The sequence below is a fragment of the Bradyrhizobium sp. CSS354 genome (genome assembly GCF_029051725.1).
Classification (GTDB): Bacteria; Pseudomonadota; Alphaproteobacteria; order Rhizobiales; family Xanthobacteraceae; genus Bradyrhizobium.
On sequence record NZ_JAACFU010000027.1, the window covers coordinates 17,286 to 32,418 of the forward strand.

Below are 15,133 nucleotides of genomic sequence, written 5' to 3' on the forward strand. Positions count from 1 at the left end.
TAGCATTGCTCGCAGTGGTTGACGGTAGCACCTTCCATGCAGGATTCAAGGCCCGAGCAATTCGCTCTTCCATATGCCTCATACCGACATTGCACGCTCCGTCTTGCGACTTATGCCGATGTATCTCAGGAGATTGGAGGGGCTGCATTTGCGCTGGTTCGCGTCGCAGCCAAATTATAATGATCGAGTAGCAGACATTCTCTCAGCACTGTCCAGCCCCGCCTCGCATTTCCTGATCGGATGGCATTGTCGAGGAGCGACTATCTCTTGTTTCCGGACCGTTGCGCCAAACGTCACTGCAAACGATGTCGTATTGGAAAAAACATGTGCGCTTACTCATGCGTTGGGAAAACGCTTCAGAGGACTTTAGCGTTCGAGCAAGGCGACAGCCTGCTTACAGCTACAGAGAGCAAGCCGCCGAGCGCGAGCTTGGCTCACTAGCTGGGTGCCGGTACACTCGGCCTATTAGGCGCACAGGCGGAGCTGAGTGGTCGCCAGGCGGCCCAAATGAGAGCAATATTGCCGCAGGATGCAAGCTGCGGGTCGTGCGTCCGTGACGCGGTTTGTGTCTACCCTGCACCGGAGCCAACATCATGAACTATTTATCCTACCGGAGCGCGCTTTCGTTGCTCGTGGTGCCTGCCCTTGTGGTGGCATCGTCCGCCCAGGCTGTCGATATCTGGACTGTCGGCGTCGACAACACCCGCCAGGGCTGGAACAGGTCCGAAACGGTTTTGAAGCCCGCTAACGTGCCTAGGCTCAAGAAAATTCGCGAATTTCCCGTTGACGAAAAGATTGACGTGTCCCCGCTTGTCGTCGGTGACAAGCTCTATGTGTTCACGATGACGAACACGGCCTATGTCTTCGACGTCAACACCGGCGCCGAACTCGTCAAACGCCAACTTGCCCCACCGTTCGACCCCGCCGATATCGCCAACCCGCAGGGCATGGGCATGGACCTCCACAATATGTATCGCCATTGGGGAATAACGGCGACCCCTGTGATCGAGGTGGCAACGAACACCATTTATGTGACCACGTTTGGCAAGCCAAACGAGGCCAGCCAGAACATCGAACGTAACAATATGCTCTGGACACTTGACGCAACTAGCCTGGCGGACAAGAACCCGCCAGTGCTCATTGCCGGAAATGCTGACAACGGCGGGGGTGGGATCGCGAACGGCTTCACGACGCCATACCAGAAGATGCGCGCGGGCTTGGGGTTGTTGACCGACCCTGGTGGCAATCGCGCCGTGGTGATCTCGTTCTCGATCAATGGTGAGAACCCGAATGGGCCAGGACACGGATTCGTCGTTGCTTATGACGTGCGCGGCCTCAATCGCGACCCTGGGTTCAAACCGACGCCGGGGATTTGGAACGTCACCCCCGGAGGAGGCGCCGGCGGCGTGTGGATGTCGGGCTCCGGGCCGGCGATCGACGGCACAGATATTTACCTCTCCACTGGCAACGGGATGGATCCCGGATCGATGGCCGGCAATTTCGCCGAGAGCTTCGTGAAACTTCGGTATACCCCCGGCATCGCCGACGTAAACAACGGCAAGCCGACCCTCGATGTTGTCGACTACTGGGGTGCGTTCAGCGATTTTCAGCGCCGCGACAGAGCCGCGCCTCCGGACCGTCAGGCAGCTCAAGATCAGGACCTTGGCTCCGCCGGTGTCGTCCTCATTCCCGCGCGAGGCAACCTGATCGGCGGTGGTAAGGACGGCGTCCTCTACAACCTCAATAAGGACAATCTCGGAAAGAACACGTGGAATCCCCACTTCAACCTCCCGTTCGTCGCGACGTACCTGCCGAATGCGCCAAACGGACCGGCAGGCCTTCCGACGACCACGACGACCGATCCAAACTGGCCGATCATCAAACTCGAACGCAATCTTCCCGCGCAAACACCTAACGGGAAGAGCTATCATATCCACGGAACCCCTGTGTACATGGAAGGGGCAAACAGCGGGATCGTGTTTGTATGGGGCGAGAATGAGCGCCTCAAGGCCTACAACTACAATTTCACAACGAAGCGCATCACATCCTTCAGCGCCCAAGGCACGCAGGTAGCATCCGGAAATGATCCCGGAATGCCCGGCGGACGCCTCGTCATCTCATCAAACGGCTCGGATCCCGGGACCGGCGTCGTCTGGGGCACGTACCCGGTGCTCGGGGACGCGAACTCCAAAGTCGTCCCCGGCGCTCTCGTCGCGTACAACGCGACCCCGGCTGCCAATGGCAAACTGAAGCAGCTTTTTCACAGCCAACCCGGCGAGTTAGGACTCTTCGCAAAGTATTCCACGCCGGTGGTGGCGAACGGGAAGGTCTACGTTGGCACATTCAGCAATAAGGTCGTTCAGTACGGCCTCTGACGCATCGACCGTTGCGCCTCGTCGTGAACATACGGGCCGGCGGGAAAGAGAAGGGAACCGTCGCGATGCAATGCGTTGCCCACCAGGCCGTTGAATCCACGACGAAACCGCAGATCTGCTTGCATCAGCAAGAGGCGGATGGAGTGCGGGCACCTTTCAAGACCACATTCGCTGGATGCGGTTTGAAAAACGTCATGAGAACCGCGGTGCTGGCGCTGGTCGCCTGGAGCACCGCGTCCCACGGACAGACTGGGGACGAGGCGGTACAGAATACACCGGCGCCACAGCGGCAATCTGCTCCCCTTGAGAACACCGCACCCGCGGGTGACGGCCTCAGCGACCTAAATGCCAGGACTTTTAGCTGTGTCAGGGCTGGCTTGAATGCGGCAGCACGCGAGGCCGCTAAAGCTCCGTCGCAGGGCAGTTATCAATTCTCCTACTTCAAGATCATCAAGGACACACACCACTCATTTTATCAGGTCCATTTCAAGAGCAACTATTCGGAAGAGCCCGATTTGAAGTACTGCGTCAGCATCTACTGCCAGCAAGGATGGGACCCAAATACCATGCAGATCTCGGTGAGGCTGATGAGCAATGAACGCAAGGCGACGCTAGCGGCGACTCATGGAGCCGATTGCGGCAACGAGCAGATGCAGGTGAAGCGTCGAGCTAAGCGATAAAGCGACATGCCTGGGTGAAGATCGGGATGAACGCAGATCTTTAAGTGCCCCTGCTAAACTGAGTGGTCATACCAGTCCAGAAACGTTGCTTACCCATCCTGGTAAATGGTGCGCTCGACTATCTGGACGATGTGCTGGCGACTTTCGATTTTGTGATTGCGAGCATCCACAGCCCATTCAAGCTCGATAAAGACGCCGACGGGAGCGCCTGCTGTGCGCCATCGCCGACCCTACTCCACAATCTTCGGCTACATGATGCGCCGCGAGCTTCGGGCGTCGGCCAGCCATTCGCACAATTTTCGGTCAAAATCGGCTGCATTTGCGTATGCCTTGGTATGGAAGATGTCGGTCAGCGGCCGAACTAGACCCCTCGCCGACCTACTACTATGCCTTCGCGATTGGTCTAGAGATCGCTCTCGATCCGCGGCACGCTTGAGCACCACAACGTAAAAGCCGGCGATGCGTTTTCCTCATTGCACCCTCGCGACCGCCTCGCTCACAAATTGGCGAGGGCTTCATCCGCGCGGGTCGCACGCGTCTGGAACGCGGCTGAGCTATTGCGCCCGAGATCCGATCCGTTCGTGGCCGCCGCAGTCGGGAAAGAGAATTCAGTCCAGTTCACGCATCTCCAAAGGCGTTTGCAATTGTATCGGCAGCCCAGAATTGGCAGCGCGGCTGACCTTCTCTGCACGCGGCTAAGCAGCTGCCTGATATCCATGTGAACTAGTTCACTTGGCCGTGCATAAACAGCAGACTTTTCGATTAGATCTACATCGGGGCAACTTCGAGGAGAGATCGGCCCTCTACCTGATGAGTTTGGCAGGACAGGATCATACGCACTCCTTCTCGGCGTAAAAGAGGAGGAAGCGCGATTTGATGCTCTTCACGGTCGCCTCCTACGTCTCGACCCAGAAGGCGCAATCGCTTTTGCAAACCAGCGAGCGAACAGTTGATAGGGGTAGCAGAACAGAATAGCGGGTCAACACGCAGCTCTTTGTTTGCCAGCTGCGACGTCGCACAACGCCACACCGTTTTTGAGGATTGGTTCAAATCGCCGGACGGTCGCAAGGAGAAGGCAGCACTCGTATCGACCAGCGGACAGATTACTCCGCTTCGGATAACGGTTGCGCCTGCTTTCGACACTGAGGAAAGCCGCTCGGGCGCAATCATTACTATTGTGCCGATGGCGGAAGAGCTCGTACGGGCGGAGTTACAGGAAGTCCTCAGTGTACCTGGCTACGAACCAGAAGAGCTGGTTCTCGGCGTGATGAGGGCAGCTAGAAAGCTAATCCCTTACGATCTCGCTACATTCGGAGCGTACACTGATGACACGCAGTATCACAAAACATTGGTGATCACTCCGACACCTGAATGGAAGTGGACCACTGCTTGGTTTGCATTGGGCGAGAAAGTTCGCACTTTTCTCCTAAGCGATCGAACCTGGGGTACGATCTTTAATACCACCGCGGTCGATCTCACCCCCGGAATAGATGAGGATCTCGTTCTTCAGATTCTCGTCAAAGCTGGAATGAAAGCTACGTCACCTTGCCGATTGAACCGTCCCGGGTTTGCCGGAGGCCATTTGGTTAAGTTAAGCTGCCATGGCCGGTTGTTCCAGCATGGCGTAGTAGCGTTGCTCGGCTTCGTCCGGCGGGATGTTTCCGATGGGCTCCAGGAGCCGTCGGTTGTTGAACCAGTCGACCATTCGAGAGTGGCGAACTCGACGGCCTCGAAGCTGCGCCATGGCCCGCGCCGATGGATCACCTTGGCCTTGTAGAGACCGTTGAGGGTTTCGGCGAGACGTTGTCGTAGGAATCTCCGACACTGCCGACAGAAGGCTCGACGCCGGCCTCAGCCAGGCGCTCGGTGTACTTAATGGATACGTATTGGCTTACCCCTGTCGCTGTGGTGCACGAGCCTGCCACGATGGACCGGCCGTCGATCATGTAGTGCCTGCTCCAGCGCATCGAGCACGAAGCCTGCATGCGCCGTGCGCGAGGCCCGCCAGCCGACGATCCTGCGGGCATAGGCATCGATCACAAAGGCGACGTAGACAAAGCCGGTCCAGGTTGCGACATAAGTGAAGTCGGAGAGCCAGAGAACGTTCGGCGTTGGAGCCTTCAACTGGCGGTTGACGTGATCCAGCGGGCATGGCGCGGCCTTGTCGCTGATCGTGGTCTTGACCGGTTTGCCGCGGGTAACCCCTTGCAAACCCATGTCCCGCATCAGTCGCGACACCGTGCAACGGGCAACATCGAAGCCTTCGCGCTTGAGCTGGCGCCAGACCTTGCGCACGCCGTAGACGGAGAAGTTTTGATCGAAGACGCGCCGAACCTCGATCTTCAGCGCGCCGTCCTGCCTGGCGCGCGCCGACCGCTTGGCCGGATCGCGCCGTTTGGCCACATGGGCGTGGTAGGTCGAGGGGCGATCGGCAACACCTTGCAGATCGGCTCGACCCATGCGCCCCACGATGATCGTCAATAAAGGCGATCATCGTGGGACCGGCGGTGGAGCTCCGCCATCGCAAATAAGCGCTCGCCTTGCGCAGGATCTCGTTGGCCTGTCGAAGCTCACGGTTCTCCCGTTCCAGGGCCTTCAGCTTCTCGGCCATCTCAGTCGGGACACCGGTCCGCTGCCCGCTGTCGATCTCGGCCTTCTTGACCCAGTCATGAAGCGTTTGCGGTGTGCAGCCGACCTTGGCCGCAATCGATGTCACCGCCGCCCAGCGCGAAGGGTGCCCGCTGGCGTGATCCAGAACAATCCGAACCGCGCGATCCCGGACCTCAGGCGAAAACTTTCGTCTTGCTTGTCACGGCTCCATCCTCTCAGGAGTTGGAGCCTCCGGCAAACCCGGGGCGGTTCAATACTGGTCACCCTGTTTGCGGTGGTCGGTTATCCACCTGATCGGGGAGCAGGGGCTCTTCGCCGAACGGGCGATTGATGATACCGAGCGCTTCTGTGGCGGCATACACGCGGTTGCGCGAATAGCCGGTACGCTCTTCCAGAATGCCCGCTTCTTGCAGTTGAGCGATCGCTTGATGGACCTGCGGAGGACTGATGTCCAGCAGTTCGCCGAGCCGCTTGGCGGTCACGACCGGATAGTTGTGAAGTTCGTCGAGAGCGCGCGCAGCCGCCGACCCTTTGCGGAATTTGCGGCGTTCTCTCCAGACATCGGATAATTCGGACAGCGCCGCACGGGTCTGGATGAGTTCGTCAACCGTGCCGGTGACGGCGTCGGCCATGAAGGTGATGATCGGCTGCCAGTCCAGCCGTTGTTGGGCATCCTTGAGCGAAGCGTAGTACGTATCCTTTTTACTCTCGATATATGGCGACAGGTACAGCGGCACGTGCTTCTCGGCCGCCATCATGAGCGGTAGGAGGAGACGACCGACACGGCCATTGCCATCGCGGAAGGGATGGACCGCTTCGAAATGAGTGTGCGCTATCGCCATGCGCGTGATGAACCCTTGAGTCATTTGCTGCATTCCCTCGTTCCGCAGAAAGTCGACGGTCTGAGCTAAGCAGCCGGGGACGTCGTCGGGAGGCGGAGGATTCAAACTCGAATATGCGATGTCCTTATTTCCGCCGATCCATACGACACGCGTGCGAAGGTCGCCGGGAACATCCTTGTAGTCCGGATCATCCTTCATCACGGCGCTATGGAGATCTTTGATCAGATCCATCGTGAAGACGCCGTAACCGTCCTTGGCAGCGAGTGGAATGAAGCCATCGAGCGCCACGGCGTAGTTGCGTACTTGACGCGCTTCATCCCTGGCGCCGTCGTCCCCCGTCTCCTCGACCGACAGCAGTTCGTCGAGGGTGCTTTGGGTACCTTCGATCGATGACGAACTCACCGCTTCACGTCTGGTCAGGACGCGGCTGACGATGTAAGGGTCTTTCATGTGGGCGGCGACGGCATCTACCTTGCCGAAGGCCGCTTGGGCGGCGTCCAAAGCCTTTACAGACCCGGCTACCGACACTCCTTCCTCGGGTGGGGCCGGCGGGACGATACCGTAGTGAGAATCGTACGGCGGCGGCAATCGCTTCAGGGTTTCCCGGATGGTGTGGCTGAGATCGCTGCGCTTCATGAAAAGCCAAAGTTAGGCACCAGATTTCCTATTTATAATTAGGGTTCCAGAAAAAAGCCATATCATGCTGCGATCTCAAGGTCGCGAATGTAGGTTTTCGAAGTACGCCGAAGTTCCGTTAGCCTCATTGTTCCCCATATGTTCCGCGCCACGAGTGGCCACTGGCAAAGCCGCGCAGCGCCCTATCCACGCTCCTGAACAGACGGAGAGGCTGGCCGCCAAGGCGGCCGTAGGCAGAACTCTGCCCCAATCGCGCCGGTCGGCCAGAGACGAGATGCCACCGCTTACTAGCGAGCCGTCCTGGACAACCCTTCCTGCCGATGTCAGGGCCCGCCGCTACCCCGGCTCGTGGCAGGCGACGATTGGATGCGGCTGGCCGACGAGGTCTATGAGCTGACGGCGCTGCGTGCGCCTGCGGTGCAACCGCGCCCCGAACGGGATGCGGCGAAATTAGCGGCAGCAGCGCACCGATGCTATGGGGGTGCGCTCAAAGACACAGATGAACAAGCTACCGTAGCTCTTGCTGGCGCGACGGTGGGCTGCCAGGCATGCGGAGGCGTGATGGTGGATGTAGCCATACGGCGGCGAAAGGGCTGAACGGTTCAACGCAGAGCCGCCCGGCACACCGCCCCGCTATTGCCCGCGAAATAGCCAGAGCCTGCCCGAATTGGTTAAAGATTTGTTAATCCGCCTTCGGCAGGCTTGCGGTAAGCGCTGCCGATTAGCCCCCCAGCCACGGTAGCGCGAAGCGATGGCCGGCGGCAGTGATGCCCGCCGGCCATTTCGTTGGTGAGCGCCGCTCGCAAACACCGCGGCGGAGCCCCAGAGGCGGGTGTGTGGACGCGTCGGTCATGAGGCCAACGCTTACCTGCCTACGACCGCCATAATCCGTACTGTCAAGCCAGAACGTCCGGAAAAGTCTTTCCAAAAGTCCTTTCCAACAAGCAGGAACGGACTGCGGACGAAAGACGAACCTCCGGATTTGATCAAGCTGTCCAATTTAGCGCTTGTCGAAGGCCTTCGCACGCTGGAACAGAACGGTTTGAAGTCCGGTGATGATCAACTTGTTCAGTGTCTGGCAATCGCTGGGCGACAGATAAGGAAGCTGGCGCGAACTCTTCCACTGCTCAATGGCGGCGGTGACCGCGGCGCATAATTCGTCATCAGTTGGGCTGGTCATTTGTCGACCTCAATGCGATCGGATCGGCGCTACTTAATCCGCTGCGGATGTGACCTTGCCACCTTATAGTCGACCGCCGCCGTCGATCACTCTAGTAACTGAGCAAAGATTTTCCCACACTTCCTACTCGCTCGCCCACGCTGTTTTTGAAAGCGCTGCAAGCGAGCGTAAACCGCTTGGCGAGTGCGGCCCAGCCGGCGGCCGACCTCCTGAGCTGTGGCGCCTGCGCCAAAGAGCGAGAGCAATTCCGCCTCTTCGTCCGGCAGCCACGGACGCGTCGATGTGCCATCGTTCGTCATGCGCGACGCCCCAAACGCCTAGATACGCGGCGGCGCCGGGCGGCGCGGTGGGTCGGGAAACCGAGTTGGCTGTTCCGAGCGCGGCGGCGCCGGCAAGCGGCTGTGGTCTGGCACGCGATTACCGCGCGTCATCCACGCCAGTCGAGCGTAGCTTCGCCTGAGAGCCGGAACGAGCCAAGCAGATGCACCCTCGTGATCCATGCCGCAGAACAATATCCATGAACCATTTAGAAAAGATTGCCGGTTGTTCCTGATTTGTAACTGATCGTAAACCATGCGATGGCAACAAACGGCCATGGAAGCCGAACACCCGCTTGAAGCGATAGGTCAAGACATCGGTCAGGAGGAAAGGCGCAGGCCCCTTTTCAATCAGCATCACCGGCAAATGCTCGATCCTCTTCGTGACCGCGATTGGGTGTCTTCTTCGAAGCTTACCGATCACCCCGGAACAAAGCTCGCCCTTCTACGAAACGGATGGATGGAGCGACGCTCAACCGGCAAAGGTGTCGAATATCGTTTGACGGGAGCCGGCCTGGCAGAACTTAGCCGCGCCCGATAGGCGCAAACCGGTGGGAAACGACGAAACATGTCGAAATCCATGGAATTGATCGTCGCTAGCTACGTCAAGGTGCGGGACCGTCGCGCGCTGACGGAGTTGCTGGCGCATCGGTGCAAGGTGCTCGCTGAACTGCAAGCTGTATCAGGCATCAACCCCGAAAACGCAGTAAGGGCGATCCAAGACGAACTGGCTGTGATCGAAGCTGGCCTCAAAGAACTTAAACCTCCGCCCGGTTCGCTCCCTGAGAACGAGTGGAGCTAGCGATGCGCGTTAACAAGATCAATTGGGACAAAATCGGCCGAGTGACGGAGCCGGGTCGATACAAGTGCTTTTTCGGATATCTCACCGTCACGCCTGACGACCTCGATGTGTGGGCACGCTATCCGGACGCGACGTTTACTCTGGTCACGAAAACGGCGGATGAGCAGTCAGCTGGCGAAGAATATCGTCTCGGCGCCTTCGATATCGGAAATCCTGAACAGTAGGATGGCGCGCGATCGCCACCTGCGACACTGCCTCTATTGGCGCGGTCTCCAATAGATCGCGTTCGGCGCTACCTCGCGGATCGTGAACGGAACCGCTAGCGGTCGAGAACCCGAGAATTGGCCCGGACCCATCGTGATCTGTGGCTGCGCTAGCCCCACTATTCAGACCGCTTTGCCACTTCGGCTGCGAGCAAATCCCGCTCTTGCAAATGAGCCTTCTGGGTCTCAATCAGGGCATCGAGGATGGAAAACGCGAGAGCGAGATCGCGCCCCTCGCGCTTGAGGTGGGCGATGACCCTCTCTTGCTGACTGATGAGTTGCTCCCCTTCGCGAAGATAGCGCTCGGCTACGATCAAGCGCTCGCCCAAACGCGAAAGCGGCCGGTCCTGCCTCCGCTCCGGCTCAAAGCGGGCGAGACGCCGAGGACCGCACCAAACCTCGACTGGGTCGTTCGCCACCGCGGCAGAGCCTAGCTGTAGAGCCTCTTCGGCGTTATTGCAGTCGATTTCGTGCGCGTTCAGCGTGCTACCGCAGTCGTCGAGCGTGAAGATATAGCAGCGCATCGAGGTTTCGCAGCTCTTGTTCAGTCACCCTTCATTGGGCATTCACTGGGTCAGTACCTTCAGACCTTCCGTCGCGGCTTCTCGGTTCCCGAATTAACTTCCAGCAAGGGCATCAAGCTTAATCCGCGGTTTCGATTGCACCGGGGCTGCTGAGCGCTAGCCTCTCTGCGCCGGACATTGCGCCGTCCGGGTCCACCATGGCGCGGCCGTCGCGCCAAGATACTCGACGCGGCGGCTTCGTTTATCCGTTGCAACGCTATGAGCTTCATTTGGCAAATAAGCCCGACGGTGACCCGTTCGATCTCGTTGAGATGCGACGACAGATCACGAACTTGCGCTCGCAGCACTCAGACAATCTTCTCGTCACATCGCGATTGAACCGCTTCCTCGTGAAGATTGCTTTTCTCTCAGAGCCAAAAGATGCGGCGCACGCTCGACATCTTCAGTCTGAATTTGCTCGGATGCTGCGAACTGTTGACGAAATGGTCTCACGAGGCCGATCCACGAAGCCGCGGCCCAAGTAACACTAACGCACGCACGTTCTTGCGCCGATCCGGCCCTGCGCAGATGCTGGATGCAGTCGCGAAGTCGTCCTCCTTTCGCGTATCGGCGCCTTCGCGGCGAGGGGCCGCCGTCCCCCCGTCGGCGGCCCCGCCCATGGGCGACCTAGTAAGCACGCCGCACTACCCGGGGCAGAGATGGCAGTCTCGGAGTAAACCGGTGGGCAAGCGCGAGCACTGCGGCTTCGTCGGTTTCGAGCGCGATCTTCTGGGCGAGCATCACATCGCCAGCCGCCAGGGCATGTTCGGGAACGAAACACCAGCCGATCGCGGGCTGCCCTGATGCGTCGAGCTCTACAACATTGCTCAGGGTACCATATTGAACTCGATATCGCCTGCCGGTGTGAGAACCGGCGACTTCGAAATAGTTGTTGGCATCGAATTGCGCGCGCTGCTCTGGAGATAACCAATCCCGCAGCAGGCGCCGCGAACGCGCTTCCGGGCCGTTTTGCTCGGTGACGCTCCGATAAAGCTCACGGAGGGCACGGAAGCGCGCACTGTTAGCCTCACTGCGTCTGAACAGAAACATCGTCGCATCGCGATAGCTTAGCCGCCGACGAGACGCGGATAGAATAGCGTCTCATCCGCGGTGGGATCAAACGATCCGTGTGACCTCTAGTTCACTGCCCGCCTTCCGCGTGGCGGCGGTAAATCCCTGATCCGTGAGCCGCTTAAATCGCCGTTCAGCCTCGGCGAGGCCCTTCGGATCAGTTTGTTCAAAGAAATGTCTGCTGTCGCCTGCGTGGTCCAGAACGATCTGGGTAGCCATGGAAAGAACTCCCAAGGCCTAGGGCTCTGATGAAGGAAACAAACCTCGCAGCACTGAAAAGTGTTCCTAAGTTCGGCACGCCTTGGCAGTTCTTCTGGCGACGCTTGAAATAAAAAAAACCTGATCCGCCGCCACCTGAGCCGGCACGGACGGGCGAAGGCCGCCGGAGCGGTAGGCGCGAACGGAAGGGGCCGCGGCGACACCGCCGCCAAAACGGGGACGGCTGAACGGTCGATCTACTGCGGAGCGACCCGCGCCCAAGGCACTGATCTGGATCGTTTCAAGACGTCGCGTACCAGCCGTCAGGAAATGGAATGAGCGGCCAGTGCGTGTTTTCGGTGTTGTCGTTCGCGGCGGCGGGTTTGCTCGCAGGTGTAAGATCGGAGGAGCAGGCCTCCACCTCAGCCACCTCAGCGTCACTCGCCGGGCTGCGCGCGGCGCACCTCAAATCGATTTGCATGAACAAAGCTCCCCACCGGAAGCGCGGTTAAATGTGCAGAGTTCTCAAAAAATCGATCAAGACTTAATCACCCCACAACATATGGGGTCGCGTTGGCTAGCGATAGGAGCGCGAACCTGACCTAGTTGGTGGCCAGCTACTCACCCGTTGCCGCGCGCCGACAAACGAAAACGGGGTTTCGGGAAAGCACGTGGAGATCGCCCTGAAAGCAAAAGGAGCCAACGCCCGAGGTAAGATCGCCGGATCACCGTCGTTTAAGGTCGCGCTTCTTCCATAGTGCCCCTAACTCCTCACCATCTGGCGCCATTAGCTGCGCGCGCGACAGGCTGCACAGAGTAGCATTCGAAACTGACGTGAGGCCTAAAGCGAAAATAGTTCCGCTTTGACCCTCTGGCGGAACTTAACTCGCTGCGCTGAACGACAAATTTAGTTATGCCCAGTAATCATGATGACTCCACCGCAATAATAAAAAATAAGGTTGGGCAGAAGCAGGGAGTTTTTCGATGGAAGCTATGCGCCGCTTTCGCGCGATGGCGTTGCTGTGCCGACAAGCCGCCGTGCGTGATCCCGAGAGAAGCTGGAAGCTGCTCGCAGAGGCAGAGTACTGGGAGCATCTGGCGGTTTCGGCTCTAGCTCACTGAGCTTCGGCCTAGCGATTATTCGACCTTCTCTCGTTTTTCGCCGACTACTTCACAAAATTAGGGGCGGGTAATGTCCAGTATTCGTCAAGTTTATAATTGTGCGGTTCTGCGTGAACGTCTGCAAACGATGCTGGCGGAGCTTAGAGAAGTCGAGAAGCTTCGAAACAGAGTCCGAGATGTAGAAGCGAGAACAATCGTCAGGAGACGGCGTGCCAAATTGAGCGGCAGATCAAGAGCGGTTTGAAGACGACGCTAGGTCGCAACCCGAACATTGGGCTGGATGGGCTCGCCCGCGCGACGTCGATGTGCGGATTGCGAGCCATCATGAAAGCTAACATCCTTTGGAAGCAAGGCTTGCGTCTCCATCCCCGCGAGTAAGACGAATGCTGGCAGGAGCTGGTCGGCATCGTTGATAGCCCTGCCACAACGGCGACGACAGCCGTTGGTACACGAATAGATCAGGGCGCCGTTCTCCAGGAGAACCATCTGAGGCCCAGCCGCTCCGAGTCAGAATTGCGTCCTTTCATCCTAGCATTCCGCCGGGCTGAGTGTCGTTGATGCGCTACGTGGCGTACGCGGTAGATTTGTCCGGAGCGGCAGTCGCCATCTACGAATTGGAACGTGCGGGCGATGATGGAGCAAGGCACCGAGCGGAGAAGTTTCTCGAAGCAGATCCGACGTAGAATGGGACGGAGTGCGGCGCGTTGCGCGGCTCACCCGTCCAGCAGCCGAAAGCGGGCGACTGATTACAATTGAGGCGACGGGCCTCTCCGTCCCCAATCAGTGAAGCACCTGTATCGAACCCGGATGTTGATAACGAATAGCTCGCGATCTAAGCTTGCAACCCTATTTAAGGATTGAAGAGCGGCTCATTTCAAGTAAGTAGTGTTCCGAGGCGTACCATGAATAGTCGTGCGCGGCTGTACAATCGGTCTTTTGCCTTGTGGCAGCGTTGTGAGGCGCCCGCACTAGATTTTTGACTGGTCCCCTTCGCCCTGCGGTTCTGAAGGCGCCGTTACTTCGTACGGTTGAACGCCGCGTGATAGCTCGCCACTAGGCGCACTTCTTTTCTGCTCAGCCTGCCAAGGTGTTCTTGTCAACCGCAACCTGCGGCTGCCCAGCTGAAGTCATAATGAGCGCCCAACAACTTCATTGTGACAACAGCGACAAGAACGCAGATGATCTGCAACAACGTTCTGGTCGAGAACACTCTATTGAAGCGCGTCATGGTGCGCCTTCTAGCGCTGGTGACCGAGCCGGATTCCAAGCTTGAGCGCCTTTTGGCGGAGTGAGCCTTCGGAGCGCTTTGTGAGCTTCGCAATTTTCGCAACCGGAGTCTTCGCTTTCGAATGAGCGCGCAGCTCCTTCACGTCAGCCTTCGTGTATTCACGACGCACAGGTTTCTTCTTCGTAGCCGTCTTCTTTGCCTTCTTCGCCACTCTTAGCTCCTCGATTCGAAAGTGGGCGTACTAGCACAGCTACATTGAGGCGCAACTCTCCATCAGTTGACCCGATCCGCTGGTCCGATGCGTGAACTCGCTCAGATGTAAGTTTTGCCGGCGATTTGATGCCGGAGAGATTCGGTATGTGCCCGAAGTTCAAGCACGCATTAATGCGGTGCTGGCGGCGGGTATGACCACCGGTGCTGCCAAATTCTCCACGGCGAGCGCGGCATCCAGACGTTTGGAAAGGCCCGGGCGCTGGCGCGCCTTCACGCCGACCTTCGTCTTTTCTTTGCACACGGGCCAAGTGAGCACGGGCACGGCGTGCTGCGAGCTTGCCCACAGCGCATCCGGTCTGTCCGATTTGCACGCTACAGCGCACAGAAGTTATGCGCCTCCGATCCGCGGCGCGACGCACCTCTTCGTTTGTCGCCGGACGGCCAAGGCTTGAATTGCGAGCAGATTTCATTTATGCCCTTCTATAGCAAGCCGCAGCGCCTTCGGGATACGCTGCGCTTTTCCGCATGAGATAAACGCCACACGTACACGCGCCGTGACCAAGAGATCCTCTGCGCGCCTGCATTCCTGCAGTAACGTAATTGACGCGCCTCTCACCTCTTGCGGGAGAGTAACGACGTCAAGCACGTCGTCCAAGACTGCCGGCCTTAGAAAATCGATTGTCATCGACCGGACGACAAAGGCAAAGCCGGGCGCATCGTTCCGCGCCTCTTGGAGCAGCGCGTGCTGACTCGTTCCGAGCAGGCGCAAGTAATTCGTCCTGCCGCGTTCCATGAAGCGTAAAAAATTTGCGTGATACACAATTTGGCCGGAATCCGTATCTTCGAAATAGACGCGGACCTGCATCTGATGGCGTCCATCGCGAATTTCGCCGTCAAGAGAGGCTGTCACAGTGCGATTTCCCTTGTTGGGTTTTCGAGAACTCGTTCTCTTGCACGGACGCTCTTTTCCAAGCAATCATCAAAATCTTGGGCATTGCAGCGCCCTCTCGTTCGCGCTGTGCGCATCGGGCGG

At 58.5% G+C, this 15,133-nt stretch carries 11 protein-coding genes, 2 pseudogenes and 1 other annotated feature; of the genes and pseudogenes, 4 read left to right on the plus strand and 9 right to left on the minus strand.

Annotated elements, in window-relative coordinates; translation table 11 throughout:
* Positions 1 to 593: 593 nt before the first annotated feature.
* Together GWG67_RS35260 and GWG67_RS35265 are read left to right on the plus strand one after the other, a co-directional pair.
* Positions 594 to 2,375, plus strand: a complete 1,782-nt coding sequence (locus GWG67_RS35260; RefSeq protein ID WP_275174249.1) for a hypothetical protein — start codon at positions 594 to 596, stop codon at positions 2,373 to 2,375.
* A gap of 11 nt (positions 2,376 to 2,386) precedes the next feature.
* The gene (locus GWG67_RS35265) at positions 2,387 to 3,055 is read left to right on the plus strand and encodes a hypothetical protein (protein WP_275174251.1); all 669 of its coding nucleotides are present in this window, start codon (positions 2,387 to 2,389) and stop codon (positions 3,053 to 3,055) included.
* Between the two features lie 1,591 nt (positions 3,056 to 4,646).
* On the opposite strand, the pseudogene GWG67_RS35270 reads toward GWG67_RS35265, so the two are convergent.
* From GWG67_RS35270 to GWG67_RS35285, 4 genes and pseudogenes are all read right to left on the minus strand, one after another.
* Positions 4,647 to 5,816 (minus strand): annotated as a pseudogene (locus GWG67_RS35270) (IS3 family transposase).
* Positions 5,476 to 5,589: a sequence feature (AL1L pseudoknot), on the minus strand. (Overlaps the previous pseudogene by 114 nt.)
* 109 nt (positions 5,817 to 5,925) lie before the next feature.
* The gene (locus GWG67_RS35275) at positions 5,926 to 7,143 is read right to left on the minus strand and encodes a Fic family protein (RefSeq protein WP_275174253.1); all 1,218 of its coding nucleotides are present in this window, start codon (positions 7,141 to 7,143) and stop codon (positions 5,926 to 5,928) included.
* A gap of 1,000 nt (positions 7,144 to 8,143) precedes the next feature.
* Positions 8,144 to 8,323 (minus strand): hypothetical protein, encoded by a 180-nt coding sequence (locus tag GWG67_RS35280; RefSeq protein ID WP_275174255.1) that lies wholly within the window; start codon positions 8,321 to 8,323, stop codon positions 8,144 to 8,146.
* A gap of 417 nt (positions 8,324 to 8,740) precedes the next feature.
* Complete coding sequence (locus GWG67_RS35285) at positions 8,741 to 9,007, minus strand: hypothetical protein (protein ID WP_275174257.1); 267 nt, start codon at positions 9,005 to 9,007, stop codon at positions 8,741 to 8,743.
* A 201-nt stretch (positions 9,008 to 9,208) separates the two neighbouring features.
* Between GWG67_RS35285 and GWG67_RS35290 the strand changes: the two genes are divergently transcribed.
* Positions 9,209 to 9,442: a hypothetical protein gene (locus GWG67_RS35290; protein WP_275174259.1), complete on the plus strand. Its 234-nt coding sequence runs from the start codon at positions 9,209 to 9,211 to the stop codon at positions 9,440 to 9,442.
* A 2-nt stretch (positions 9,443 to 9,444) separates the two neighbouring features.
* Positions 9,445 to 9,666 (plus strand): hypothetical protein, encoded by a 222-nt coding sequence (locus tag GWG67_RS35295; RefSeq protein WP_275174261.1) that lies wholly within the window; start codon positions 9,445 to 9,447, stop codon positions 9,664 to 9,666.
* Positions 9,667 to 9,824: 158 nt separating this feature from the next.
* Here the strand turns inward: GWG67_RS35295 and GWG67_RS35300 are convergent, their stop codons facing one another.
* The 5 genes and pseudogenes from GWG67_RS35300 to ybgC all read right to left on the minus strand — a co-directional run bounded on the left by GWG67_RS35300 (position 9,825) and on the right by ybgC (position 15,010).
* Positions 9,825 to 10,229, minus strand: coding sequence for a hypothetical protein (locus GWG67_RS35300; RefSeq protein ID WP_275174263.1), 405 nt, complete (start codon positions 10,227 to 10,229; stop codon positions 9,825 to 9,827).
* A gap of 666 nt (positions 10,230 to 10,895) precedes the next feature.
* On the minus strand, positions 10,896 to 11,318 hold the full coding sequence (locus tag GWG67_RS35305) for a hypothetical protein (protein WP_275174264.1): 423 nt from the start codon (positions 11,316 to 11,318) through the stop codon (positions 10,896 to 10,898).
* A 17-nt stretch (positions 11,319 to 11,335) separates the two neighbouring features.
* Positions 11,336 to 11,558: pseudogene (locus GWG67_RS35310) on the minus strand (hypothetical protein).
* Between the two features lie 2,339 nt (positions 11,559 to 13,897).
* The gene (locus GWG67_RS35315; RefSeq protein ID WP_057848204.1) at positions 13,898 to 14,098 is read right to left on the minus strand and encodes a hypothetical protein; all 201 of its coding nucleotides are present in this window, start codon (positions 14,096 to 14,098) and stop codon (positions 13,898 to 13,900) included.
* 468 nt (positions 14,099 to 14,566) lie between these two features.
* A complete protein-coding gene (gene ybgC, locus GWG67_RS35320; RefSeq protein WP_275174265.1) occupies positions 14,567 to 15,010 on the minus strand; it encodes a tol-pal system-associated acyl-CoA thioesterase in 444 nt (147 codons plus the stop codon).
* Positions 15,011 to 15,133 lie beyond the last annotated feature (123 nt).